The 24,780-nt window shown below is 67.3% G+C and carries 23 protein-coding genes and 2 tRNA genes; 9 read left to right on the top strand and 16 right to left on the bottom strand.

The window, feature by feature from the left end:
- Positions 1 to 7 precede the first annotated feature (7 nt).
- The 5 genes from ftsE to ACLJQ7_RS41470 form a co-directional block, all read right to left on the bottom strand.
- Positions 8 to 697 (bottom strand): cell division ATP-binding protein FtsE, encoded by a 690-nt coding sequence (ftsE, locus tag ACLJQ7_RS41490; protein WP_076161040.1) that lies wholly within the window; start codon positions 695 to 697, stop codon positions 8 to 10.
- A 135-nt stretch (positions 698 to 832) separates the two neighbouring features.
- The gene (gene prfB / locus ACLJQ7_RS41485) at positions 833 to 1,936 is read right to left on the bottom strand and encodes a peptide chain release factor 2 (RefSeq protein ID WP_034322242.1); all 1,104 of its coding nucleotides are present in this window, start codon (positions 1,934 to 1,936) and stop codon (positions 833 to 835) included.
- A gap of 66 nt (positions 1,937 to 2,002) precedes the next feature.
- A complete protein-coding gene (locus ACLJQ7_RS41480) occupies positions 2,003 to 2,503 on the bottom strand; it encodes a PadR family transcriptional regulator (protein ID WP_410653665.1) in 501 nt (166 codons plus the stop codon).
- Positions 2,504 to 2,775: 272 nt separating this feature from the next.
- Positions 2,776 to 2,849 (bottom strand) — tRNA-Met (locus tag ACLJQ7_RS41475).
- An 83-nt stretch (positions 2,850 to 2,932) separates the two neighbouring features.
- Positions 2,933 to 3,526, bottom strand: coding sequence for a TetR family transcriptional regulator (locus ACLJQ7_RS41470; protein WP_410653710.1), 594 nt, complete (start codon positions 3,524 to 3,526; stop codon positions 2,933 to 2,935).
- Between the two features lie 93 nt (positions 3,527 to 3,619).
- On the opposite strand from ACLJQ7_RS41470, the gene ACLJQ7_RS41465 reads away from it, so the two are divergent.
- Complete coding sequence (locus ACLJQ7_RS41465) at positions 3,620 to 5,077, top strand: FAD-dependent oxidoreductase (RefSeq protein ID WP_410653664.1); 1,458 nt, start codon at positions 3,620 to 3,622, stop codon at positions 5,075 to 5,077.
- A 230-nt stretch (positions 5,078 to 5,307) separates the two neighbouring features.
- Here the strand turns inward: ACLJQ7_RS41465 and ACLJQ7_RS41460 are convergent.
- A tRNA-Met gene (locus ACLJQ7_RS41460) sits at positions 5,308 to 5,381 on the bottom strand.
- Between the two features lie 67 nt (positions 5,382 to 5,448).
- Entirely contained in the window at positions 5,449 to 8,445 is a 2,997-nt protein-coding gene (locus ACLJQ7_RS41455) for a UPF0182 family protein (RefSeq protein ID WP_410653663.1), read from the bottom strand.
- Positions 8,446 to 8,601: 156 nt separating this feature from the next.
- On the opposite strand from ACLJQ7_RS41455, the gene ACLJQ7_RS41450 reads away from it, so the two are divergent.
- Positions 8,602 to 9,150, top strand: a complete 549-nt coding sequence (locus tag ACLJQ7_RS41450; protein WP_410653662.1) for a PPA1309 family protein — start codon at positions 8,602 to 8,604, stop codon at positions 9,148 to 9,150.
- A gap of 129 nt (positions 9,151 to 9,279) precedes the next feature.
- Here ACLJQ7_RS41450 and ACLJQ7_RS41445 read toward each other — a convergent pair whose 3' ends face one another.
- Complete coding sequence (locus ACLJQ7_RS41445) at positions 9,280 to 10,284, bottom strand: PDZ domain-containing protein (RefSeq protein ID WP_410653709.1); 1,005 nt, start codon at positions 10,282 to 10,284, stop codon at positions 9,280 to 9,282.
- A 203-nt stretch (positions 10,285 to 10,487) separates the two neighbouring features.
- On the opposite strand from ACLJQ7_RS41445, the gene ACLJQ7_RS41440 reads away from it, so the two are divergent.
- Positions 10,488 to 11,837, top strand: coding sequence for a zinc-dependent metalloprotease (locus ACLJQ7_RS41440; RefSeq protein ID WP_410653661.1), 1,350 nt, complete (start codon positions 10,488 to 10,490; stop codon positions 11,835 to 11,837).
- A gap of 6 nt (positions 11,838 to 11,843) precedes the next feature.
- On the opposite strand, the gene ACLJQ7_RS41435 is transcribed toward ACLJQ7_RS41440, so the two are convergent.
- Positions 11,844 to 12,407, bottom strand: coding sequence for a M48 family metallopeptidase (locus ACLJQ7_RS41435; protein WP_125789290.1), 564 nt, complete (start codon positions 12,405 to 12,407; stop codon positions 11,844 to 11,846).
- Between the two features lie 163 nt (positions 12,408 to 12,570).
- On the opposite strand from ACLJQ7_RS41435, the gene ACLJQ7_RS41430 reads away from it, so the two are divergent.
- From ACLJQ7_RS41430 to ACLJQ7_RS41420, 3 genes are all read left to right on the top strand, one after another.
- Positions 12,571 to 13,605, top strand: a complete 1,035-nt coding sequence (locus tag ACLJQ7_RS41430; RefSeq protein WP_410653660.1) for a hypothetical protein — start codon at positions 12,571 to 12,573, stop codon at positions 13,603 to 13,605.
- Between the two features lie 77 nt (positions 13,606 to 13,682).
- A complete protein-coding gene (locus ACLJQ7_RS41425) occupies positions 13,683 to 15,023 on the top strand; it encodes an ABC1 kinase family protein (protein ID WP_410653659.1) in 1,341 nt (446 codons plus the stop codon).
- A gap of 142 nt (positions 15,024 to 15,165) precedes the next feature.
- Positions 15,166 to 16,077 (top strand): hypothetical protein, encoded by a 912-nt coding sequence (locus tag ACLJQ7_RS41420; RefSeq protein ID WP_410653708.1) that lies wholly within the window; start codon positions 15,166 to 15,168, stop codon positions 16,075 to 16,077.
- 3 nt (positions 16,078 to 16,080) lie between these two features.
- Here the strand turns inward: ACLJQ7_RS41420 and ACLJQ7_RS41415 are convergent, their stop codons facing one another.
- The 6 genes from ACLJQ7_RS41415 to ACLJQ7_RS41390 form a co-directional block, all read right to left on the bottom strand.
- A complete protein-coding gene (locus tag ACLJQ7_RS41415; protein ID WP_219145742.1) occupies positions 16,081 to 16,260 on the bottom strand; it encodes a hypothetical protein in 180 nt (59 codons plus the stop codon).
- Positions 16,257 to 17,126 (bottom strand): class I SAM-dependent methyltransferase, encoded by an 870-nt coding sequence (locus ACLJQ7_RS41410; protein ID WP_410653658.1) that lies wholly within the window; start codon positions 17,124 to 17,126, stop codon positions 16,257 to 16,259. The genes ACLJQ7_RS41415 and ACLJQ7_RS41410 overlap by 4 nt, the downstream gene beginning before the upstream one ends.
- A 104-nt stretch (positions 17,127 to 17,230) precedes the next feature.
- Positions 17,231 to 17,482 (bottom strand): hypothetical protein, encoded by a 252-nt coding sequence (locus ACLJQ7_RS41405; RefSeq protein WP_410653657.1) that lies wholly within the window; start codon positions 17,480 to 17,482, stop codon positions 17,231 to 17,233.
- Positions 17,479 to 17,862: a WhiB family transcriptional regulator gene (locus ACLJQ7_RS41400; RefSeq protein ID WP_410653656.1), complete on the bottom strand. Its 384-nt coding sequence runs from the start codon at positions 17,860 to 17,862 to the stop codon at positions 17,479 to 17,481. Before ACLJQ7_RS41400 ends, ACLJQ7_RS41405 begins: the two co-directional genes overlap by 4 nt.
- Positions 17,863 to 18,029: 167 nt before the next feature.
- The gene (locus ACLJQ7_RS41395; RefSeq protein ID WP_410653655.1) at positions 18,030 to 18,296 is read right to left on the bottom strand and encodes a hypothetical protein; all 267 of its coding nucleotides are present in this window, start codon (positions 18,294 to 18,296) and stop codon (positions 18,030 to 18,032) included.
- 216 nt (positions 18,297 to 18,512) lie between these two features.
- Complete coding sequence (locus ACLJQ7_RS41390) at positions 18,513 to 20,600, bottom strand: ATP-dependent DNA helicase UvrD2 (RefSeq protein WP_410653654.1); 2,088 nt, start codon at positions 20,598 to 20,600, stop codon at positions 18,513 to 18,515.
- 63 nt (positions 20,601 to 20,663) lie between these two features.
- Between ACLJQ7_RS41390 and ACLJQ7_RS41385 the strand changes: the two genes are divergently transcribed.
- Both ACLJQ7_RS41385 and ACLJQ7_RS41380 read left to right on the top strand, forming a co-directional pair.
- Positions 20,664 to 21,392 (top strand): DUF4191 domain-containing protein, encoded by a 729-nt coding sequence (locus ACLJQ7_RS41385; RefSeq protein WP_410653653.1) that lies wholly within the window; start codon positions 20,664 to 20,666, stop codon positions 21,390 to 21,392.
- Between the two features lie 548 nt (positions 21,393 to 21,940).
- Complete coding sequence (locus ACLJQ7_RS41380; protein WP_410653652.1) at positions 21,941 to 22,450, top strand: hypothetical protein; 510 nt, start codon at positions 21,941 to 21,943, stop codon at positions 22,448 to 22,450.
- Positions 22,451 to 22,515: 65 nt separating this feature from the next.
- Here ACLJQ7_RS41380 and ACLJQ7_RS41375 read toward each other — a convergent pair whose 3' ends face one another.
- Complete coding sequence (locus ACLJQ7_RS41375) at positions 22,516 to 23,001, bottom strand: RDD family protein (protein ID WP_410653651.1); 486 nt, start codon at positions 22,999 to 23,001, stop codon at positions 22,516 to 22,518.
- Positions 23,002 to 23,173: 172 nt separating this feature from the next.
- On the opposite strand from ACLJQ7_RS41375, the gene glnA reads away from it, so the two are divergent.
- Entirely contained in the window at positions 23,174 to 24,598 is a 1,425-nt protein-coding gene (gene glnA, locus ACLJQ7_RS41370; protein WP_007033879.1) for a type I glutamate--ammonia ligase, read from the top strand.
- Positions 24,599 to 24,780 lie beyond the last annotated feature (182 nt).

Below are 24,780 nucleotides of genomic sequence, written 5' to 3'. Positions count from 1 at the left end.
GGGCCGGTCAGCGGCCGATGCCGTAGACGCCTCGGGCGTCGTCACGGATGACCTTGCCGAGCTGGAGCTCGACGACCCTTCGCCGCATCGAGTCCACGATCCCATGGTCGTGGGTGGCCATCAGCACCGTCGTGCCGGTGCGGTTGATCCGCTCCAGCAGCAACATGATGTCCTGGCTGGTGTCGGGGTCCAGGTTCCCGGTCGGCTCGTCGGCGAGCAGCACGAGCGGACGGTTCACGAAGGCACGGGCGATCGCGACGCGCTGCTGCTCACCACCGGAGAGTTCGTTGGGGAGACGGTCGGCCTTGCCGTCGAGGCCGACGAGTTCGAGCACCTCGGGCACGACCTTGCGGATCGTGGGGCGCGGCTTGCCGATGACTTCGAGCGCGAAGGCGACGTTCTCGGCGACGGTCTTGTTCGACAGCAGACGGAAGTCCTGGAAGACGCAGCCGATGGTCTGCCGCAGCCGCGGCACCCGGCGACGGGCGAGCTTGGCGACGTCGAAGTTGGAGACCATGACGCGACCCTTGCTCGGCACCTCTTCACGCAGCAGGAGACGCAGGAAGGTCGACTTCCCGGATCCCGAGGGACCGATCAGGAAGACGAACTCGCCTTTGTCGATCTCGACCGACACCCTTTCGAGGGCGGGACGGGTCGAGGTCTTGTAGACCTTGGAAACCTCTTCGAGCCGGATCACGGTTCGGCATACTACCCATGCCCGTCGTTAAGCCCGGGTAGCCCGGTCCCGGCGGCCAAGCGAGCAAGGGACCTTTGCTCTCACTCGCTCCCGGAAAGTGACAGCAAAGGTCCCTTGCTCTCTCACGCAGGGTCGCTACGCGGCTCCGGACTGCTTGCGCCAGCGGATGCCGGCCTCCAGGAAACCGTCGATCTCGCCGTCGAGCACGGACGACGGGTTGCCGACCTCGAACTCGGTCCGCAGGTCCTTGACCATCTGGTACGGGTGCAGCACGTAGGAGCGCATCTGGTTGCCCCAGCTGGAGCCGCCGTCCTTGAGCGCGTCCATCTCGGCGCGCTCCTCCTCCTTCTTCCGCTGCAGCAGCCGCGCCTGGAGGACCTTCATCGCGGCCGCCTTGTTCTGCAGCTGCGACTTCTCGTTCTGGCACGACACGACCACGCCGGTCGGGATATGCGTGATCCGCACCGCCGAGTCCGTCGTGTTCACGCTCTGGCCGCCGGGGCCGGACGAGCGGTACACGTCGACGCGGATGTCCTTCTCGGGGATGTCGACGTGGTCGACCTCCTCCACCTCGGGCATCACCTCGACGTGCGCGAACGAGGTCTGGCGGCGGCTCTGGTTGTCGAACGGCGAGATGCGCACCAGCCGGTGCGTGCCCTGCTCGACCGAGAGGGTGCCGTAGACGTAGGGCGCCGTCACCTTGAAGGTGGCGGACTTGATGCCCGCCTCCTCGGCGTAGGAGATGTCGTAGACGTCCGTCGGGTAGTTGTGGCGCTCAGCCCACCGCAGGTACATCCGGAGCAGCATCTCGGCCCAGTCGGCCGCGTCGACGCCGCCCGCTTCGGACCGGATGGTGACCACGGCGTTGCGCGGGTCGTATTCACCCGACAGCAGGGTGCGGACCTCGAGCCCGTCGATGTCCTTGGTGAGCGCCGTGAGCTCGGTCTCGGCCTCGGCCACGCTGGCGGAGTCGCCCTCCGCCTCGGCCAGTTCCGCGAGGATGCCCAGGTCGTCGAGCCGCTGGCGCAGCTCGGAAATGCGTCGCAGCTCACTCTGCCGGTGGGACAACTGGCTGGTGACCTTCTGCGCCGCTTCGGGGTCGTCCCAGAGGTTCGGGCTGGATGCCTGTTCCTCCAGCTCGGCCACCTGGGCACGCAGCGCATCCAGGTCCATCACCGACTCGATCTGCGTCAGCTTGCCGGTCAGGTCCTTCAGTGCCGCATCGAACTCATCACTCACGTCGGCCAAGGTTACGGCAAAACCCACGACCGGTTGCGGGGAACCGGCCGTGGGCACCTGTCCGGGTCAGGACTGGGGGATGGAATCCAGCAGTTTCAGTGCGGCTTTCGCCTGCGCCTGCGCGAACTCGGCGACGGCCTTGGCGTACGGGCCGTCGGCGGCCTTCGTCGCGGCCTTGGCCTCGTCGAGCTGCTGGGTGTAGCTCGCGCGGGCCGACTCGAGCAGGGCCGAGCGCTGCTTGACCGTCAGCGAACCGGCGTGCACGAGACGCAGGATCAGCGGGCTGCGGAGGTGGTCAGGACCGGCTTCGGAGGCCAGCCACGTCTTGAACGCCTTCTTGCCCGCCGCGGTGATGAGGTACTGCTGGCTCGACCGCGGGCCCTGCTTGCCGAGACGGACGAGGCCCTCCTTCGACAAGGCGGGGAGCTCGCGGTACACCTGGCTGCGGGTCACGCTGAAGAAGGCGCCGAAACGCTCACCCGCCCCCGCGACCAGTTGCCCGCCCGTGGCGGGACCGTCGTGGAGAAGACCGAGCAGTGCGGCGGCTGTTGCATTCAATTCGGACACGTCCTCTACGGTCCCACTTTTCGGAACCTGTGTCCACTGTGGTCAGCACATCTGTCCATTGTGGCTAGTGATATGCGCTCATTCGGCCCAACGCACTACGCCTGTCCACAATGGACCGGACACGCTACGCAACCGGCCTTCGCCACGGACAGCGGTATCCGTCCCCCGCCCCGACCAACGACGGGGAGTGATCGCCGCGCGAACAACGGAAACCCGGAAACGAAGAAGCGCGGATCTGCGATTTCCGCAGATCCGCGCTTCGTTTTCTTCAGTAGCGGGGACAGGATTTGAACCTGCGACCTCTGGGTTATGAGCCCAGCGAGCTACCGAGCTGCTCCACCCCGCGTCGTTGTGTTAATAGATTACATGGGGGTGAAACCGGCTTTCAGGCGGGTACCCCTAACTTCCCCAAGGGCCTTTGACCAGCAGTTATGGCGCGAATTTGTCATCCAGCCAGCCGAAGACGCCGTTGAGCACCATGGTCAGCCCGTCGGCGAACCTGCCCTCGACGTCCTCATCGAACACCCAGGCCGTGGGCGTGACGTCGTAGCGCGGGTCCCGTTCGCCCGGAACCGGATAAACGGCCTGCTCTTCGATGGTGAACCCGACGACGTAGCTGTAGACGGTGAACAACGCCCGTCCGGCCAGGTACGGTTCGAGCCCCGCGTCGACACGCCCTTGAAACGGATTGTCACCGAGAAGGCTGTCGTCGGTCAGGAAAGTCCCTGCGAACACCTTCGCCCCGTCACGGTAAGCGAGCATCATCCGGCGCAAAGCCCGTGACGTCAGCTCCAGAGTCTCCCGTTCCCCCGTCCCTTCGGGAACACGGCCCGGCATCGCGTCCGCGTACATCCGCGTCGCCATCTCGTCGAGCAGCTCCTGCTTGTTCTTCACGTGCCAGTACAACGCGGGCGCCTTGACGCCGAGTTCCTGCGCGATCAGGCGGAGCGTCAGCCCGTTGAGCCCGACGTCGCTGAGCAGCCGAAGCCCGGCACGGACGATGTCCTGCCTGGTCAGACCCACTTTCATCCCTCACTCCAGCGGAAGCGCCTTGACAATTTAACGATGTTAAGTGCACGCTGGCCGCCGGTCAATTTAACGTCGTTAAGGAGTGGTATGAACAACCTGGGGACGGACGTGATCGTGGCCGGAGCGGGGCCGACGGGGCTGATGCTGGCCTACGAACTCGCCCTCGCCGGCGTCGATGTCGTGGTCCTGGAACGGCATCACGAGCGCACAGGACTGTCGAAGGCACTGAACCTGCAACCGCGGACCGCGGAAATACTGGAGCTGCGCGGACTTCTGGACGGCGCCGAGGAGCGTTCGTTCACGACGGTGCAGGACGGGCATTTCGCGCTGATCCCCCTCGGCTACGACGGCTGGGGCACTCGATTCCCTTTCCAGCTGGGGATTCCGCAGGCAGAGGTCGAGGCGTACTTGGAGGAACGGCTTGCCGCACAAGGAACGAAGGTGAACCGCGGCGCCGAAGTAATCGATTTCGTGCAGGACAAGGACTTTGTCTCTGTTCGGTACCGAACAGAGGATGGCGAAAACCGGCTGCACGCCAAGTTCTTGGTCGGCTGCGACGGCGCTCGAAGCGTTGTACGCAAAGGACTCGGCGTGGACTTTCCCGGCGTGGACGGTGAAGGTTTCGGGGTGGTCGCGGACGTCCTGTTCGACAAAATCCCCGCCGGTGCGCAAAAACAGTGGCGAACGATGCGGAACGTCGGCGAGCCGACCGGTGCGACCAAGTTCAAAGGCCTGATTCCGCTGGGAGAACCAGGTCTCTACCGCTTCGTGTACGGCGACAGGGCTTCGCGGCCCAAGGACATCCGGTCCGCCATCTCCCACGACGAAGTCCGGCAAGCCTTGCTCGACTCGTACGGTGAGACGGCGACGGTGTCGGAAATCCGCTGGGCGTCACAGTTCTCCGACGCGGCGCGGCAGGCGGAGCGCTACCGCGTCGGACGGGTACTACTGGCGGGCGATGCCGCGCACATCCATTTCCCGGCAGGTGGCCAGGGGCTGAACCTTGGCGTGCAGGACGCCATGAACTTGGGGTGGAAGCTCGCCGCGACAGTGCGCGGATGGGCCGGTGACGACCTGCTCGACACCTACGAGGCCGAGCGGCACCCCGTCGGCGCTCAGGTGCTGCACAACGTCGCCGCTCAGCTGGGGCTGACTCCGCGGTCTCACGAGACTCGCGCGCTTCGCGACCTTTTCGCCGACCTGACCGCGCTGCCCGAGGTGAGCCGGTATCTGTCGGGCATGGTTTCCGGCCTCGGGATCCGCTACACGACGCACGGGACGTCGCATCCCGCGCTCGGCTCGCGGCTCACCGACCAGGACGTCACCACGGAGGCCGGCCCGCTGCGTCCCAGCACGCTCTTCCGCGACGGAGGCTTCGTGCTCCTGACGACCACTCAGGCCCACGTGGACGCCGCCCGAGCCCACGCGCGCTCGCCGCATCTGACCACCCAGCTGGTCACAGCGCTGCCGTGGCCGTCCACGGAAGCCGTCCTGTACCGCCCCGATGGCTACGCCTGCTGGGTCGCCCCCACCCCCACGCGATAGCAAAGGTCCCCCGCTACCCCACGCGGTAGCAAAGGTCCCCCGTTCCCCCCACCGGCGATAGCAAAGGTACCTTGCTCCCCACCCACCGCACCCCGGGCACCCACCCGACCGACGCCCCGGGGGTCCAGGGGGCGGAGCCTCCCTGGCGGGGGTCCGGGGGTTCGACCCCCGGGACAAATACGAAGGAGGCCCGGTCTGCGTTTTCCGCAGACACGGGCCTCCTACCTCTGTAGCGGGGACAGGATTTGAACCTGCGACCTCTGGGTTATGAGCCCAGCGAGCTACCGAGCTGCTCCACCCCGCGTCGTGACACCTACCTTACGCCTGCGTTTCGGGCAGGCGCAAAGCAGGTGCCCTTTAGGTATGCGACGTCACCCTCCAGGCTGGCCGGAGGTCGGAGGCGCACCGGATGCCGGCGGGCTGGCCTTGGCCGACTCGTAGGCCTTGGAGGCCGCTTCGAGTGCGGCCAGGGCGGTGCCCTGGTCGGCATAGTTCCCGGATTGCTGGGCGGCGCGGAACTTGAGCCAGGCGTCGTGCATGTCGCCCGCGGCCTTGTCGAGCGCCGGGTTACCGCCGGCAGGCGGCTGGGGCGTCGTCGTCCCCGGCGGCGGAGGTGTCGTGGGGCCGGGGGTGCCGCCGGTCTGCGGCGGTGTGACCCCGGAACCCGTGCCCGCCCCGAAGACCTGGTCGAGCGCTTCGTTCAGCGTCGGCGCGAACCCGATCTTGGTGCCGTAGGAGACCAGGACACGGGCCAGCTGCGGATAGCTCAGCTGGTTCCGTTGCCGGATGTAGACCGGTTCCACGTAGAGGAAGCCGTTGGCGACGGGCAGCGTGATCAGGTTTCCGTAGGTGACCGTGACGTTCGGGTTGTTGAACAGCGTCCGGTCCTGCGCGACCCGCGGGTCACTTTGGAACCTGTTCTGGACCTGGACGGGACCGTCCACCTGGGTGGATCCGCTGGCGCCTGTCGGCAGTCTCAGGACGCGCATCTTCCCGTAATCCTCGGGATCCGATGACACCGACATCCAGGCCGCCAGATACTGCCGTTGGAGACCGGTCAGCGAACTGGTCAGCTGGAACCGCGACTTGGAGTCGCCCGGCGCGGTGGCCAGGACGTAGTAGCCGGGCTGGTTGGCGACCCCGGAGGCGGACGCGTTCACGCCGCCTTCCTGCGTCGGGTCCTGCGGAACGCTCCAGAAGGCCTGCTGAGCGTAGAACTCCGCAGGGTTGTTCACGTGGTACTTCGACAGGAGTTCCCGCTGCACCTTGAAGAGGTCTTCGGGGTAGCGGAAGTGCGACCGCAGGTCCGGCGAGATCTCGCTGCTCGGCTTGACCAGGCCCGGGAAGACCTTCTTCCAGGCGTTGAGCACCGGCTCGTTGTCCTCGACCCCGTACAGGGTCACGGTGCCGTCGAACGCGTCGACGGTGGCCTTGACCGAGTTGCGGATGTAGTTGATCGAGGAGTTCGCCTGGCGGGTGGTGCCGCTGAGCGAGTCGTTGGTCGCCTGGCCGAGCTGGGTCTGCTGGGCGTACGGGAAGTTGTTCATCGTCGTGTAGCCGTCGACGATCCACTTGATCTTCCCGTCGACGACCGCCGGGTACGGGTCACCGTCGAGGGTCAGCCACGGGGCGATCTTGGCGACCCGATCCCGCGGTTCGCGGTTGAACATGATCTTGGACCCGTCGCCGATGGCGTCGGAGAAGAGGATGTTGCGCTCTCCGTACTCCGCGGCGAAAACGAGGCGGTTGAACCAGTTGTCGATCGACACGCCGCCGGAACCCTTGTAGATGTAGGCACGGTCGACGGCGGTGTCGTACTCGCCGGGCGCCTGCCCCGCCTTGCCGCCGACGATCGCGTACGCGGCGTCGGTCGCGAGCTCGCCGTAGTAGATCCGGGGTTCGTCCACCTTGATGCCCGGCTTGCTCGGGTCGGTCGCCCCGGCGCCCGCCGGGTTCTGGGTGTCGCTGGTGGTGGCGATCGGGTAACCGCCGTCGGAGTTGGCATCCTTCAGCGCGCGGTCGATCGTGTTGGCCGGCGCGGCGACGAAACCGTTTCCGTGCGTGTAGACGAGGTGCTTGTTGATCCAGTTCGTCTGGTTGCCGGTGAGACCCTCGGTCTTGATCTCCTTGGCCGCGACGATGTAGTCCTGCGTGACCCCGTTGAGGGTGTAGCGGTCGATGTCCAGCTTGGACGGGAAGCCGTAGAAGTTCTCACGGCCGACTCGCTGGGTGAACGTGTCGCTGAGGACGTTCGGGTCGAGGAGCCGGATGTTCGGGACGGTCCCCTTGTCCGCCTTGATCTCCGCGGAGGTCGCCTCGGACTTGCCGGTGTAGTCCTTGTACTCGACGTTGGTCAGGCCGAACGCCTGGCGGGTCGCGTCCATGTTGCGCTGGATCGACGCGGATTCCTTCTCGTTCGCGTTGGGCTTCACGGAGAACTGGTCGAGTACCGCGGGCCACGCGACGCCGACGAGGACGTTCGACAGGATCAGCAGCACCAGCGCGATGGCGGGCAGCTGCAGATTGCGCAGGAACGCGCCGGCGAAGAACGCGACGGCACAGATCACCGAGATGCACAGAAGGATCAGCTTCGCGGGCAGGACCGCGTTCAGGTCGGTGTAGGTCGCACCGACGAACAGCGGGGCTCCCCGATCCGAGAGAAGCAGGTTGTAGCGGTCGAAGAAGTACTCGACCGCCTTCAGCAGCACGAAGATGCCGATCGTGATGGCGAGCTGGGCTCGGGTCGGGCCGGCGAGCTGGCCGCCCTTACCCGCGAGCCGGATGCCGCCGAAGATGTAGTGCGAGATCAGCGCACCGAAGAACGCGATGACGACCGAGATGAACAGCCAGCCCAGGAGCCAGTTGTAGAACGGCAGGTCGAAAGCGTAGAAGCCGACGTCGTTGCCGAATTCGGGATCGGTCTGGCCGAACGGCGTGCCGTTCAGGAACAGCTGCACGACCTGCCAGTCGCTCTGCGCGGACGCGCCGGCGATGAGCCCGGTGAGCACCGGGATGCCGATACCGAACAGGCGGATCCGGCCGACGATCGCCGACCGGTAGCGCGCGAGCGGATCGTCGTTGCCGGAAATCGGCACGAAGACGGGCCTGGACCGGTACGCGATCATCAAGCTGACCGCGAGCGCCCCTCCCACCAGAAGCCCTACGGCGAAGAACAAGATCACGCGGGTGATCAGCACCGTGCTGAACACCGTGCGGGCGCCGACCTCGCCGAACCACAGCCAGTCGACGTAGGTGTCCAGCAGTCTCGCGCCCAGCAGCAGGGCCAGAATGACGACGGCGGCGATGATGAGCAGTATCCGGCTGCGCCGGGACAGCTTCGGCAGGCTCACGGGGGGCCGAGTGGCCACTGCACACGCTCCTGGTTTGGTGAACTTTTCGCGGAGGCGCGCGTACCGCGTGCGGCCCCTGATGCTCTAACTCTACGGATGCCGTCGGAAGTTCCCGGAACCCGCCCAAACCGGACTCGGAAGGCCGCTGCTCCGGCCGCCTGGAACGATGTGCCAATGGCACCGAGTGAGCAGCAGGGCGTGGCCGGCCTGGCCCGCGAAGTCGAGGAGTTCGTCGCTTCGGGAGGGTGGGACCAGCCCCCGCAGTTGTTCGCGTTGGTCCCGACCGCGGCGCTGCTGGACGAACAACCCGAACTGGCCGGGCAACTCGACCCGTCCGCCCCGCTGACGCCCGTCGCGCAGGAGGCTCTGCCGGACGGTGACCTGGCTGAAGCACTCGCGCAGATCGCGTGGCCCGATCTGGTGCTGGGCTGCGCGCTCGCGCAGGAGATCATCGTGCTGCCGCCGGACGCCGAAGCCGAGCTTCCCGTCGTGCCCGAGACCGATGCCGAACGCCTGCGGCAAGCGGCCGCCGACCACCCGCGCCGGACCGAAGCCCGCCTCGTCGCGGCTGTGCTGCGGGATGGCGCCGGAGCGTGCGTCATGCGGCTTCGCGGCGCCGGGCAGCCCTCCGAACCCGATGACGTCCCTGTCGACGAGATCATCGAGAACCCGGAGCTGGCGCCCAACCTGCTCGAAGCGCTGAAGGCGACGTTGCTGCCCTGACCTGCAGAAAGAGAGCAAGGGACCTTTGCTACCGCCGGCCAGGGCGCGCGGCGAGCGATAGCAAAGGTCCCTTGCTCACTTCCGGCAGATCCGCGACCTGGTAGCAAAGGTCCCTTGCTCCCGCGGCGGTCAGCAGGAGGCGGTCGGCCTTCCCGCCTTGAGGTTCTCGAGCTGCGCGATCGCCTCGTCCAGCGTGGACACCTTGATCAGGTTCAGCCCCTCGGGCGCGGCGGTCTTCGCCTCGGCGCAGTTGTGCGCGGGGACGAGGAAGTCGGTGGCGCCGGCCTCGCGAGCGCCGACCACCTTGAACGAGATGCCGCCGATCGGGCCGACGACGCCCTTCTCGGAGATTTCGCCCGTCCCGGCGATATGCCTGCCACCGGCGAGGTCACCGGGCTCCATCTTGTCGACGATCGCGAGCGCGAACATCAGGCCGGCCGACGGGCCGCCGACGTCCTGCAGCGAGATCTTCACATCGAACGGAACGTCGGCCCGGTCCACGGCGGTCAGGCCCATGAAACCTTCCGGGCCATCGGGCCGCTGCGCGAGCGTGAGCGGCACGGTGCGTTCAGCCTGCCCATCGGATTTGAAAGTGATCTGGACGGTCTGCCCCGGCTTCGTCCCGTCGAGGGCAGCGCGAACCTCGGTCGCCTCGGTGACGGTCTGCCCATTGACCACCAGAAGCCGGTCGCCGGGAGCGAGCACCTTGTCCGCGGGACTGCCGGAGACGATCGTCTTCGCGAGCACCTTCACCGGGAACTTGCGGCGCAGCGCGGCGACCTGGGCGGCGGTCTGCGAGTCCTGCAACTGCTGGATGTTCTCCTGCCGGACCTGCTCGTTGGTTTCGCCCGGCTTGAAATATTCCTCGCGCGGCGCCAGCGCGTACCGGCCGCTTGCCCAGAGCCCGAGCGCGTTGAACAGCGTGATGCCGCCATCGCGCAAGGAGACCGTCGTCATCCGCAGTTCGCCGGAGGTCTGGAAGATCTCGTGCCCGTTGACCTGGATCACTGACTGCCCGGCGGCGTCCTTGCCGAGGGTGTCGTAGGTCGGCCCGGGACTGATCGCCACATACGGCACCGGGATGAAGAACCCGACCAGCGCGAAGGCGACGAACAGCGCGCCGCTGACCAGCAGCGTCCAGCCGCGCCGGGTCAGCCGCCGTTCGGAGCGGTCCTGGTCACCCGCGGAGCCCGCACGGCTCCGCGCTCCTGTGGTCTCCTCCGAGGGCTCTGTCACGCGTGACAGCGTACGGTGACGGTGTTCGCTTCTCGGTGAAGGCCACGCTCATCACTCCACTTGACGAGCTGTGAATCCCCGGACCCGCGTACGGTGGTGCCATGAGCAAACCCCCGTTCGGCTTCGGACCGCCCGATCCCGACAAACGAGGCGAGAACGAGCCGTCGGACTCCGGCGGCCAGCCCTCCGGCGCCGAGGCCTTCAATCAGCTCGGTCAGATGCTCAGCCAGCTGGGCCAGATGCTCAGCCAGGCCGGCAGCTCGACCGGGCCGGTCAACTATGACCTGGCGAAACAGATCGCGTTGCAGAACCTCAGCAGCAGTGGAAACGCCGACGTCCAACTCGGCTTTTCGTCATCCAGTGGTGGCGACTCGAGCACGGCCGTCCGCGACGCCGCCCACCTGGCGGAGCTGTGGCTGGACGCCGCGACGATCCTGCCCGCAGGGGCAACGACGACCGTCGCTTGGTCCGCGCGTTCCTGGGTCGAGAAGACCCTGCCCACCTGGCAGCGCCTCTGTGACCCCGTCGCCCAGCAGGTCTCGGGCGCGTGGGTCCAGGCCCTGCCCGAGGAGGCCAAGCAGGCCGCCGGCCCGCTGCTCTCGATGATGGGGCAGATGGGCGGGATGGCCTTCGGCTCCCAGCTCGGCAACGCGCTCGCTCAGTTGGCTTCCGAAGTGCTCACCTCCACCGAGGTCGGTCTCCCGCTCGGCCCCGCGGCCACTTCCGCGCTGCTACCGGCGAACATCGAGAAGTTCACCGAGGGCCTGGAGCTGCCGACCAGTGAGGTATTGGTCTTCATCGCCGCTCGCGAGGCCGCCCACCAGCGGCTGTTCGCCCACGTCCCCTGGCTGCGGCAGCGGCTCCTGGCCACGGTCGAGGAGTTCGCCAGCGGTATCTCCGTCGACACTTCGGCGCTGGAACAGCTCGCCGGCCAGATCGACCCGTCGAACCCCGCCAGCATCGAAGAGGCCATGTCCTCCGGCCTGCTCGAGCCGCAGACCTCGCCCGAGCAGAAGGCGGCGCTGAACCGCCTGGAGACCCTGCTCGCGCTGGTCGAAGGCTGGGTCGACGTCGTGGTCGCCGAGGCCATCGGCGACCGGCTGCCGGGCGCGGACGCGCTTCGGGAGACGCTGCGCCGCCGCCGGGCCACGGGTGGCCCCGCCGAGCAGACCTTCGCCACCCTGGTCGGGCTTGAGCTCCGGCCCAGGCGGATGCGGGCGGCCTCCTCGCTGTGGAAGCTCGTCGGCGACCAGCACGGCATCGAGAAGCGGGACGGCCTCTGGTCCCACCCCGACCTGATGCCGACCGCCGACGACCTCGACGAGCCGCTCGACTTTTCCGAACGCCTCGGCGATGGCGAGTCGACGCTCGAAGGCATCGACCCGATCGCCGAGATCGAACGCACCGAGCGCGAGAAGAACAAGCCCAAGGGCGACGAAGAAGAGAACTGAGGCACGTCAGTCCTCCGCCGCGATGCCCCATCCGGCGGCGGAGGACAGACCCTCCAGGTAGCCGATGGCGCGTTCGGTCTTGGGATAACGGCGAACGAGCTCCCAGAACGCCGCGTTGTGCCCTGGTTCCTTCAAGTGCGCGAGTTCGTGCACGAGGACGTAGTCCAGCACCCAACCCGGCACCCTGCGCAGGCGATCACTGACCCTGATCGTCGCGTCGACCGGCGTGCAGGACGCCCACCTCGTCCGCATCGGCGGCACCCAGCGAACGCTCGCGGGTATCGCCTTTCCGTCCAGATACTTCGCCGAGAGCACGGCGCAGCGCGCCAGCAGCGCCTCGTCGGAGGCCTTCGGCGGCGAGGCCTGCCGCGGGCCCTTGCGCAGCAGTTTGCGCTGCATCTCGGCTACCCAGTGCTTCTCCTCGGCCCGGGTCATCCGGGCAGGGATCAGCACGACGAGGGTGTCCTCGTCCCAGTACGCAGTGACGGTCCGATGGCGGCGTTGGCTACGCCGTACCTCGACCTTGTGTTCGGGAGTGTCCGACGGATTCGTCGTGTCCCGGCCCCTCAATGAGGGCGTCCGTGCTTCGACCACTCGACCACGGTAAGGCCAGTCACCGACAACTCCGAGAGCCGAAAGGTCACAGCCTCCAGTTGTCCACAACGGGGTCAACCTGTGGATAACTCGCGTTCTTCCGAGCGGCCGGGCCACGGAGGGGTGCGATCCTGCGATCATGAACCTGCGCGAACCGGACCTGCGATCGATCATCCTGCCCGCCTTCCCCACCCTGCTTCCCGGGCTGGATGTGCTGGAACGGGGAAACGGCGAGATCCAGATCGGCCTCGACCCCGCACACGCCGTGGTGATCGCCGGAGTCGCCTCCGAGGTGGCCGAAGCCCTCCGCGGACTGGACGGAAAACAGGCCGCGGACGACATCGTGCTCGCGCAGAGCGAACACGACGATCAGCTACGGGACCTGATGACGGACCTGACCGCCCGAGGTCTCGTGACCGACGCGGGCCAGTCCGAACGCCATCCGCGACCGAGACCGGAGACAGGGCTCTGGTCACTTCGCGCACGTCACCATCAGACGGCCATGACGGCCCGCCGCAAACGCACCGCGGTGGCGATCCACGGCGACGGCAGGCTGGCGGTGGCCATCGCCGTCCTGCTCGCCAACGGCGGAGTCGGGCATATCGACGTCCGGGCTTCGGGCACGGTTCTCGAAGGCGACTTGGGCTCGGGCTACACCGAAGCCGAAATCGGCATGCCACGCCGGGACGCGCTGGCCCAGGTCGTGCACCGCACCAGGGCGGACACCGTGACAACCCGGCTCTACTCGGACCGCCGGCCGGAACTCGCACTGCTCACCGACGCCGTGGTGCCCGCTCCCGAAGTGGTCGACGAACTCTTCCGCGACGGGATCAACCACCTCCCGGTGCGCGTCCGGGACGGGGTCGGCATCGTGGGACCTTTGGTGGTGCCCGGCCGCAGCAGCTGCCTGCGCTGCGCCGACCTGCACCGGGCCGGCCGCGACGACTCCTGGCCGAGGGTGGCGAGCCAGCTCGTCGGCCGTGTGCAGCGAGCCGACCTCGGCTCCGTTCAGGCCTGCGCCGCGCTCGCCGCCGCGCAAGCGCTCAGGCTGCTGTCCCCGAGCGACCAGGCCCCGCCCGCTTGGAACGCCACGCTGGAGATCGACTTCTTCGACGGCAAGATCCGGCATCGCGATTGGCCGCCGCACACCGCATGCGGATGCGGCGCTCGTTGATACGGCGAGCGACGTAGCCCACACCCACACCCGCAACAGGCTGCGCGGGCGCAGTGAATCAAGGCAGAATCGCGAAGGTGACCGACTCCCGCAGCGCCGAGGACCGTGAAGCCGCCATCCCCCGTAACGGGGCCGCGCGAACGGCGAAGCTGGCCAGCATCCCGCTCGGTATAGCGGGGCGGGCGGTCGGCGGCTGGGGCAGGCGGCTGACCGGGCAAAGCGCCGAAGAGGTCAACGCGACACTGTCCGCCAAGGCGGCGGAGCAGCTCTTCGAGGTCCTCGGCACGCTCAAGGGCGGCGCGATGAAGTTCGGTCAGGCGCTGAGCGTCTTCGAGGCCGCGGTGCCGGACGAGATGGCGAAGCCCTATCGCGAGGCCCTGACGAAGCTTCAGGCCGCCGCGCCGCCCATGCCAACTCGCCAGACCCATCGGGTGCTGGCCGAGCAACTGGGGCGCACCTGGAAGCAGCGGTTCGCGGCCTTCGACGACGAGCCTGCCGCTTCCGCGAGCATCGGCCAGGTCCACCGCGCGACCTGGCACGACGGTCGCGAAGTCGCCGTCAAGGTGCAATACCCCGGAGCCGACGACGCCCTGCGAAGCGACCTTCGGCAGCTCCAGCGGTTCAGCAGGTTGTTCCAGGCGTTCGTGCCAGGAACCGAAGTGAAGCCGCTCCTGGCGGAACTCGCCGAAAGGATGAACGAAGAACTCGACTACCAGGCCGAAGCGCAGAACCAGCGTGCTTTCGTCAAGGCGTTCGAAGGCGTTCCCGGGTTTCTGATCCCCCGCGTGGTCGCCAGCGCGCCGAAGGTGGTCGTCACCGAGTGGGCCACCGGAACCCCGCTGTCGAAGATCATCGCCGGCGGCGACAAGGAGACACGAGACCGTGCCGGCCGCCTGCTCACCGAGTTCCACTACTCGTCGCCGGAACGAGCCCGGCTCCTGCATTCGGATCCGCATCCCGGCAACTTCATGCTGACCGCCGACGGCAGGTTGTGCGTCATCGACTTCGGCGGCGTGTCCCGGCTGCCCGAGGGGATCCCGCAGCACCTCGGCGAGATGACCAGGCTGGCACTCGACGGCGAATCCGCGAAACTGATGCGGCTGCTCAGGGAGTCCGGCTTCATCCGGGGTGACGCGGACCTGCGGGCCGACGACGTGCTCGCCTACCTGGCGCCGTTCACCGAACCGCTGGCGGGCGACACGTTTCATTTCACCCGTCGCTGGATGCAGCGACAGGCGGGCCGGGTCGGCGACACCCGCGGCCGGGATTTCCGGATCGGCCGCTCCCTCAACCTGCCGCCCGAGTACCTGATGATCCACCGGGTGACCGCCGGTTCGACCGGCATCCTCTGTCAGCTCGACGCCGAGATCCCCGCGCGCGCGATCGTCGAACGATGGCAGCCGGGCTTCGCGGCCTGAGAAGTTATCCACAGGGAACGGGGCGACAGAGCCGAAAACGGGGCTGCTCGGGGGAGTTGTCCACAAGTTCGGGGAAGTGGTTCCACCCGGTCGGCCCAGCGGTCATCCTCGATTCATGACCATTACACGAAGCGCCCGACTCATGGCGCTCAGTAACACCAGCGAATCCGGGATCGTCACCAACCGCGAGCTGCGGAAGGCGGGCGTCACCGCGCGCTACGCCGCGAAGCTCTGCGGCCCGGGCGGTCCTTGGCGACGGCTGATGCCGGGCGTGATCCTGTTGCGCGACTCCGCGCCCACCCGGCTTCAGCTGCTGCAAGCCGCTGTCGCACGGTTCGGGCCGGAGGTCGTGGTGACCGGTGCCGACGCGCTACGCGCACGAGGTGTCGGCTGCTCGCTGACACGGGAGGTCCATCTCCTTGTTCCCGACTATCGGCGCGTGCCTGCGGAACCCGGCATGCTGCCGCGAAGGACCACCCGGATGCCGCCGCCGACCATGATCGACGGCGTCCCGTTCGCGCCGCCGGCGCGGGCGGCGCTCGATCTCGCGCGGCTGGAGCTCGACCCCCTGCGAATCGACGAGCTGATCTCGCTGCCGCTGTATTGGGGTCTGTGCACGCTCGACGAACTCAGCGAGGAGCTCGATTCCGGCAACCGGCGAGGCTCGGCCGCGGTCCGCACTGCTCTGCGACGCGTCGATCCCGAGGAGACGTACGCGCATGGACTGGCGAAGAAAGTCCTCAGCAGCTGCCCGCTGCCCGAGCCGTCGTGGAACACGACACTCTGCGACAGACGAGGGCGCCCCATCGGCACCGCCGACGCCTGGTGGGACGACATCGGCATGGCGTGGCAGTTCCGGGCTCCGAAACCGGGCGCCGCGAATTTCCACCCGCTGGCGCTGACCGCGACCGGGACCGTACTGGTGCGCTGCACCATCGACCAGCTGAAGAAGGTTCCGCTGGAAGTAGCGGCGGAGCTCGTCAGGGCGTTCGGCGAAGCGACGCGGACACCGAGGCCGAAGGTCCGCACGATCGGCCGGATCGACGCCGCCTGAGGCTCACCAGTACTCGTCCGGCAGCTTTCCTTCGATATCGCGGGTGTGGCGGCGAGCGCAGGCGGGGCACATCCAGCGCACGACGTTCTTCTCGCGAGTGGAAACCCAGGCGAGTGTCTGCGCGGGCTCCTCGTCGCCACCGCGGATCCGGCCGCACAACGAGCAAGTGGCCTGGTCGCTCACGATCGCCGTCCACAATGGACCGTCTTCGCCCCTTGGAGGAACAGATCCCGGCGCACGCCGAGGAAGGCCGGATTCGCCGGATCCACCAGCGCGGCCGCGGTCTCGTGGTCGTCCTCGCCGAGGCGATCGCCTGCGACCTCTTTGAGCCACGTCACCCGCTCGATGACGAACTCGCGCAGCAGTTCCGGGCCGGGCGCCGGGTGATGGATGAGCACGCCGAAGGAATCGACGTCGGTGAGGCCGGCTCGCTGCAGTGCGATGTTCCAGCCGTAAGGCATGGAAACCGAACCGGGGATTCCTGCCCGCATTTCGGCGAACCACTCGCCGCGCGCGGCGAGCAGCCTGTCCTCGAGCCCGGGGCGGCCGATGCCTAGATCCCAGGGGAGGCAGTTGAAGTCCAGGCCGCCCTCGGAGATGGCGACCAGCCCGCCGGGGCGGGCGAGCCGGGCGAGGGTGCCGATGGCCGCTTGCTGATCGGGCAGGTGGTGGACCACTCGGGAAGCCCAGACCAGATCGGCGGCAGGGAGCTTGGCGGGCAATCGTTCGTCGGCCACGTCGGCGTGGATGGTCTCGACTGTGGCCCTCTCCCCGGCAGCCGCGCTGACGACTCGGTACGCTTCGGTGAGAAGATGCTCGGTCGCGTCGACCAGCACGATCTTGGCGCCGATGGAGGCGAGCTCCTCGGCGAAGAGCACGCTCATCCCGCCCGCGCCACAACCAACGTCGAGAATGGTCGGCCTGTCCGGCATGCCCTCCAGCAGCCGTCGGGCCGCCGCCCGCATCGGCTCGGCGTCGAGTGCCTCGGCCAGGCGAAGCGAACGAAGCCGGTCAGACCAGTCGATGTCGTCATGCGTGTGTACGGCCATTCCCCCAGTGAACACCACGCCGAGCCGCACCAACGTCCCAAAAGGGAGCGGGGGACCTTTGCTATCGCGCCGCGATAGCAAAGGTCCCCCGCTCCCCCGAGTGGTCAGGCCTGATAGCGCTCGGCTCGCCGCGTCGCCCAGCGGGCGACCTTGGTCCACCTGCGCGCGGCGCGTGGGCCGCTCCGAGCCCGCTGCGCGCGGACTCCCTCCTCGAGGTCTCGTATTCGGGCTCTGGACAGTTCTTCATAAAGCAACATTTCGCTGGTCTCCTCGACCTTGATCTCGTTCAATTCGGCCGGCGCGTGAGTTCCCGTCCGCGCCTCGTAATCCCTGGTGGTGATGAGTTCGACGGTCATGCCGCAGCGCTCCGCTCGACCTTGCGCGCGACGGCGCGAGCCTCCGCGGCGGGCTCGACGACCGGGTTCTTCCGGGGGCGGCCACGGGGCCGCTTCCGCGCGACGACCACGCCACGCTCGAAGATTTCGCCACCCCAGACGCCCCACGGCTCACGCCGCGAAAGAGCGCCCGCGAGGCAGGCGGAACGGACCGGGCAGTCCGCGCAGAACGCCTTCGCTCGCTCGAGCTCTGCCGGCGACTCGGCGAACCACAGGTCCGCATCGCCCGAACGGCAGGGAAGCATCGACTCGGGCGAGTCGATGGCGTCGAGCAGGTCGACGACGCCTGCGTCGGCGAAGGGCAGGGCCTCCCCCGGCGCGAAGGCTATGGCCGATGACATAAGTGCACTCCTCTGTGCCGTAACGGAATTCGTACTCACTGTGGAACTGGACAACGCTGAACCCCAATTAGGTTGTGCAGCCAACTTGTTTGTGCAGCAAAAAACACGAAGGCCGCGGATCCGGTAACCGGTTCCGCGGCCTTCGTGAGCCTCTGATCCTGACTACGTCAGGAACTTCGCTCCCGTTTGGACAACGGAACACGGAACTGCTTGATGACCGGCAGATCGACGCCACCGTTCACGTACGCCCCACCGAAGGCGGCAGCGTGCGTGAAGGTCTCGTCGGCGGTAACCCAGCGGCGGTTGAGACGCTGAGTGCCGCGGGCGGCAAGGATGCTCACGGGCATGAAGGTGCCCTGGCGCTGTGCCTGCGGGACTTCCGCGACGCAGGACAGACGGGTGCCAGGGTTCGTGAGCTTCATGTTGATCCTCATTTCACTGACACCACCTTTCTCTGTCGCGCGCGAGCCGCCCTGCGGTCTACGCTGTGTTGTAGAAGTTCTTCCCCAGACCGGGCGCTTCCCGCCCGGTACCTGCAGGTTATTGCCACCGGCCGCACCGAGGCAACTTATTTTCCAGAAAATCCGTCGAAGTTGCGAAGATCGGCTCTGAGCAGCAGGTTCGCCGCGTGGATCAAGCCCGGGACGCGGTCAAGTCTCCACCGAGGCTCGCACGACGTCGAGAACCTCCGCTCCGAAGCGCTCGAGCTTCGTCGCGCCGATCCCGGAGATGGCACACAAGGCCGTGTCATCGGTCGGTCGCTGCTCGGCGATGGCCACGAGCGTCGCGTCCGTGAAAACGACGAAGGCCGGCACCTTGAGCTCCCGCGAACGCTCCCCCCGCCAGGACTTCAGCTTCTCGAGCAACTGCTCGTCGACGTTGGACGGGCAACGAGAACATCGACCGAGCTTGATGTCGAGCGTCTCCAGCAGTGGCCCGCCGCACACGCGGCACCGGGCCTTGTTACCGGCCTGCTTCGGTTGCTGCGATCGTGCGACCCTCGCCGCCGGGTGATCTTCGGGGATGAGGCCGTAGAGGAACCTGCTACGGCGCCGATTACGGCGATTTCCCGACGTCCTGGCCAGGGCCCACGACAGCGACAGGTGTTCTCGCGCTCGTGTGACGCCGACATAGAAGAGGCGGCGCTCTTCTTCGATGGCCGCGTCGTCGCCGTCGGCGTGGAGGATCGGCATGGTTCCCTCGGCGAGGCCGACGAGGAACACGGCATCCCACTCGAGGCCTTTCGCCGCGTGAAGCGAGGCCAGGGTGACGCCCTCCACTGTCGGTGGATGCTGAGCTGTCGCCCGCTGTTCAAGCTCGGCCACGAATCGAGGAAGATCCGCGTCGTCGACGGTTGAAGCCAGTTCCTCGGCCAGCTCGACGATCGAGAGAAGCGCGTCCCACCGCTCTTTCGCCGCGCCTCCGGCAGGAGGCTGATCGGTGAGCCCCACCTTCGCGAGGACGGAGCGCACGCGGGTCACCAGCTCGCCGGTGTAGGCGTCGGTCGACGCCATCCGCAGCGCGGACATGGCCTGCCGGACCTCGGCCCTGGCGAAGAACCGCTCGCCGCCGCGGACCAGGTACGGGATGCCCATCTCCGCCAGGGCCTGCTCGTAGGCTTCGGACTGGGCGTTGACGCGGTAAAGCACCGCGATTTCGCTGGCCGCCACCCCGCTGTCGAGCAGATCACGGATCCTGCGCGCGACAGCCGCGGCCTCAGCGGTCTCGTCGTCATACTCGGCGAACCGCGGGACCGGCCCGGAAGGGCGCTGGCCGATCAGCTTCAACCTCGACCCCGCGGGACGACCGCGCGCGGCACCGATCACTTGATTGGCGAGAGCCACGACCTCCGGAGTCGACCGATAGTCCCGCTCGAGCCTCACGACGGTCGCCTCGGGGAACCTCCGAGTGAACTCCAGGAGCGGCCGGGGAGAAGCACCACCGAACGAATAGATGGTCTGGTTGGCGTCGCCGACGACGGTCAAGTCGTCACGGCCGCCGAGCCAGGCGTCCAGCAGCCGCTGCTGCAGCGGAGTTACGTCCTGATACTCGTCGACGACGAAGCAGCGATAGCGCTCGCGGAACTCCTGGGCCACCACCGTGTGCTCCTCGAGGACGGCCGTGGTGTGCAGGAGCAGGTCGTCGAAGTCGAGGACCTGCGCGGCGTTCTTGACCTTCTCGTAGTTGCGGTAGACCTCCGCGACCTGCGAGGCGGGCGCCGGTGTGTCCCGCTGGGTCCGCGCGGCTACCACCGGATAGTCGTCCGGCGACACCAAAGAGGCCTTGCTCCACTCGATCTCGCTGGCGAGGTCACGCAGCAGTTCCGTTTCGGTGCCGAGACCGGCCTTGGTGGCGGCTTGGCTGATGTAGCGGAACTTGTTCTCGAGCAGCTCCCAAGGCCGGTCCCCGACGACCTGGGGCCAGAAATATCGCAACTGACGGCGGGCTGCGGCGTGGAAAGTGAGTGCCTGGGCGGCGTCCACACCCAGCCCCCGAAGACGTGTGCGCATCTCGCCCGCGGCGCGGGTCGTGAAAGTGACGGCGAGGACCTGACCAGCGGCGACGTGGCCGGAACGGACCAGGTGGGCGATGCGGTGTGTGATCGTCCTGGTCTTGCCGGTCCCTGCTCCCGCGAGGACACAGACCGGCCCCCTCGGCGCGCAGGCGGCGGCGCGTTGCTCGGGGTCGAGCCCATCGAGCAGGCCTGGACGACTCTTCGGGGACGATGCGCTAACCACGTCCCGATCCTCGCAGAGGGCCCGACGGGATCGGCGCAGGGCACGCGGCCGTATCCTGGTCACATGGCGGGAAAGCAGGACAAGGAAGCAGCGAAGCTGGCCAAGAAGGAGAAGCGCGCCGCGAGCAAGGCTCGCCGCGGGCAGATCTTCGAGGCCTTCAAGATGCAGCGCAAGGAAGACAAGGCGCTCATCCCCTGGATGGTCGGATCGCTCCTGGTCATCACCGGTGTCGTATTCGGCATCGGGTTCATCTTCGACGTCCACTGGGTAGTGCTGCCGCTGGGCATCCTGCTCGGCGCGCTGGCCGCTGTGATCATCTTCGGCAGGCGGGTCCAGAAGACCGTGTACTCGAAGGCCGACGGCCAGCCGGGTGCCGCGGCCTGGGCGCTCGAGAACATGCGGGGCCGCTGGAAGGTGACGCCGACCGTGGCCGCCACCACTCAGCTCGACGCCGTGCACCGAGTTCTCGGTGGTCCCGGTGTCGTGCTCGTCGCCGAGGGTGCGCCGCACCGCGTGAAGTCCCTGCTCGCGCAGGAGAAGAAGCGTGTGTCCCGCTTGATCGGTGAGACACCGATCTACAACGTGATCATCGGCAACGAAGAGCAGCAGGTGCCGCTGAAGAAGCTGCAGAGCCACCTGATGAAGCTGCCGCGGAACCTCAAGCCCGCCCAGGTCGACGCGCTGGAAGCGAAGCTGGCCGCGCTCGGCAGCCGCGGTGCCGCCATGCCCAAGGGCCCGATGCCCGCCGGCGCGAAGATGCGCAACGTCCAGCGCACCATCCGTCGCCGCTGACGAAACCAGGATCAGGGGCCCTTTGCTACCGCCGCGTGCGGTAGCAAAGGACCCCTGATTCGTCTCCGGGCAAAACTGTCGGTGGGTGGTCGCATGATCACTGTGTGGACCGAACCTCGAGCGCCCCGCAGAAGGCGCTGGCAGCGATGTTCCCGGACGGCGTGGCCGCCCGGGCGAAACTTGTCGCCCTCGGGCACTCCCATTCCTCGATCTCGCGCCGTTGCCGCGAAGGTGGCCCGTGGCGGCGTCCGATACCCGGTGTCATCCTTCTGACCAGTGCCCCACCGAGCAAGCACCAGCTCCTGAAGGTCGCACTGACTCACGCGGGCCCGGAGGCGATGCTCACCGGAGTACAGGCCGCAAGGTTGTACGGGGTCCGAAGACTCCCGCCAGAAAGACGGGCGCACACCCTGATCCCTCACCGGAGCAAGGTTGCGACCTGGGGATTCGCCGTCGTAGAACGAACGATCCACCTGCCGGAACCTGTAGAGATCGACGGGCTGCCTGTCGCTCCTTTAGCCCGAGCCCTGATCGACGCGGCTCGGCGCATGGACGAACTCAAGGCGGTGCGCGCGATGATCCACGACGCCGTCCATCGCGGGCTCTGTACTCCAGAGGAGCTTCGAGACGAGCTGGCCCAGGCCAGCACGATCGGCTCGGCGCTCCCTCGAATAGTCGTCAACGCACTCCAGGACGGCGTCGACTCCGCCGTCGAGCAGTGGCTGGAGTCTGCCGTCGAGCGCAGCGGCTTGCCCAAACCCGTGTGGAATGCAGAGCTACGGGCTCCGGACGGAATGGTCGTCGGGATCGCCGATGCCTGGTGGCCGCAGGTCGGCGTCGCACTGCAAGTCCGCTACGACGAGGTCGCTCTCGAACCGGACAGGGTGTCCGAGAGGCCGGCCATGGTCTCTCCAGGCCTCATCGTCGTCCAGGTGAGTCCGGCACAGCTACGTGACGAGCCCATGGTGGTGATCCAGGACCTGCGCGCAGCTCATCGTCGAGCCCGTCAACGACCGCCTCCAGATCTCGGGAGCGTCCCTGCGGCACCGGCCGCCTGACGACTGCCGGCCCGACAGCCGTCCCCTCCGGCGAGAGCAAAGGTCCCCTGCTCCCCCACCTGAGGTCATCGCATGCGGATCACAACGGTTCCGGTCAGCCGATCGAGCCAGCTTCGCCCATCGATGTTGCGGATCGCGGCCGGAATGATCACGAAGGTCAGCGCCCCCCGTACGAGGGCACGCCATGTTCCGACCATTTTCGCGCCGTCGAGCCTGGCGACGCGGATTCCGACCACCGCCATACCGGGGGTGAACCCGAAGAAGGCGGCGGGAATGACCGTGATCGCGGCCCAGACTCCGACCGACCAGAGGTTGAAGGTCTGCATGACGGCCGGATCCTGAAGACTGGGAGTCACAAAGAGAGTGGTGATCAGCGAGGCCAGAGCCAGGTCGATGAGCAGGCCGAGAAGGCGTGCGCCGCCGCCCGCTACCGAGCCGACACCCGATTGGGGCAAGCCGAGTCGCTCACCACGCCACCGCTGCGTACCCTCGCCACCGGCCGTCGTCTCGTCTCCGGCTCCGGGCAGCCATTCTCCGGTCCATCTCGCCACCCATCCAGGGTATGCCGGTGGCGCGGGCCACATTCGCCCTGGTCGACTACCCGATATCGCCGCCCCGTTAACACCGGCGAAACATACGGGTGACGGTCGGGCAACACCGCGCTCTTAGCGTGAGCCGAAGAGAGTACTGCCGCCGGCAACGAACGAGAAGGAGTCACCGAGGGTGCCCACTACTCCAGACGACATTCAGCGCCTTATCGCCGACGAGAACGTAGAGGTCGTCGACGTCAGGTTCTGCGACCTGCCCGGCGTTATGCAGCACTTCACCGTTCCGGCGAAGGCGTTCAACGAGGAAGCCTACGAAGAAGGCCTGGCCTTCGACGGCTCCTCGGTGCGTGGTTTCCAGTCGATCCACGAATCCGACATGCTGCTCCTTCCGGACCCCGAGACTGCTCGCATCGACCCGTTCCGCAAGGCGAAGACGCTCTCGCTGAACTTCTTCGTGCACGACCCGTTCACCCGCGAGGCGTACAGCCGCGACCCGCGCAACATCGCGCGCAAGGCCGAGCAGTACATCTCCGAGTACGGCGTCGCGGACAACGTGTTCTTCGGTCCTGAGGCCGAGTTCTACATCTTCGACTCGATCCGGTTCGACTCGGCCGAGCACGCCTCGTTCCACGAGATCGACTCCGTCGAGGGCTGGTGGAACACCGGTGCCGACGTGCCGGGTGGCAACCAGGGTTACAAGACGAAGTTCAAGGGCGGCTACTTCCCCGTCCCGCCGGTCGACCACTTCGCCGACCTGCGCGACGAGATCGTCCGTAACCTGCAGGGCTCCGGTTTCGAGATCGAGCGCGCGCACCACGAAGTGGGCACCGCCGGCCAGACCGAGATCAACTACAAGTTCAACACGCTGCTGCACGCTGCGGACGACCTGCAGCTGTTCAAGTACATCGTGAAGAACACCGTGTTCGCCGCCGGCAAGACCGCGACCTTCATGCCGAAGCCGCTCGCCGGTGACAACGGCTCGGGCATGCACTGCCACCAGTCGCTGTGGAAGGACGGCACGCCGCTGTTCCACGACGAGTCGGGGTACGCGGGTCTGTCCGACACCGCCCGCCACTACATCGGCGGTCTGCTCAAGCACGCGCCGAGCCTGCTGGCCTTCACCAACCCGACCGTCAACTCGTACCACCGGCTCGTGCCGGGCTTCGAGGCCCCGGTCAGCCTGGTGTACTCGCAGCGGAACCGGTCGGCCTGTGTCCGTATCCCCATCACGGGCAACAACCCGAAGGCCAAGCGCGCCGAGTTCCGGTGCCCGGACTCGTCCGGCAACCCGTACCTCGCGTTCTCGGCGATGATGATGGCCGGTCTCGACGGCATCAAGAACAAGATCGAGCCGCCGGAGCCCATCGACAAGGACCTCTACGAGCTGCCGCCGGAGGAGGCCCAGAACGTCAAGCTCGTCCCGGGCGACCTCGGCGCGGTACTCGACACGCTGGAAGCCGACCACGACTACCTGCTCGAGGGCGGCGTGTTCACTCCCGACGTGATCGAAACGTGGATCTCCTACAAGCGTGAGAACGAGATCGACCCGCTGCGGCTGCGTCCGCACCCGTACGAGTTCTCGCTCTACTACGACGTGTGATCCTAGGAGTCCCTAGAGTAGTCTGGCCAGCGGGAACGACGTTCAGACCACTCTAAGGGCCGTCTGACAACGAAGATCATGGCCCGCCAGCATTGTGCTGGCGGGCCATGATCGTGTTCGGCCCAACACGATCAACACGGCCCACATCGACCTGGCCTGTGACGTCCCGTTCTCGAAGACCA

Source organism: Amycolatopsis sp. cmx-4-54 (genome assembly GCF_046548895.1).
Classification (GTDB): Bacteria; Actinomycetota; Actinomycetes; order Mycobacteriales; family Pseudonocardiaceae; genus Amycolatopsis.
Note: the sequence above shows the minus strand (reverse complement) of the source record. Positions and strands in the feature narration are given on the sequence as shown.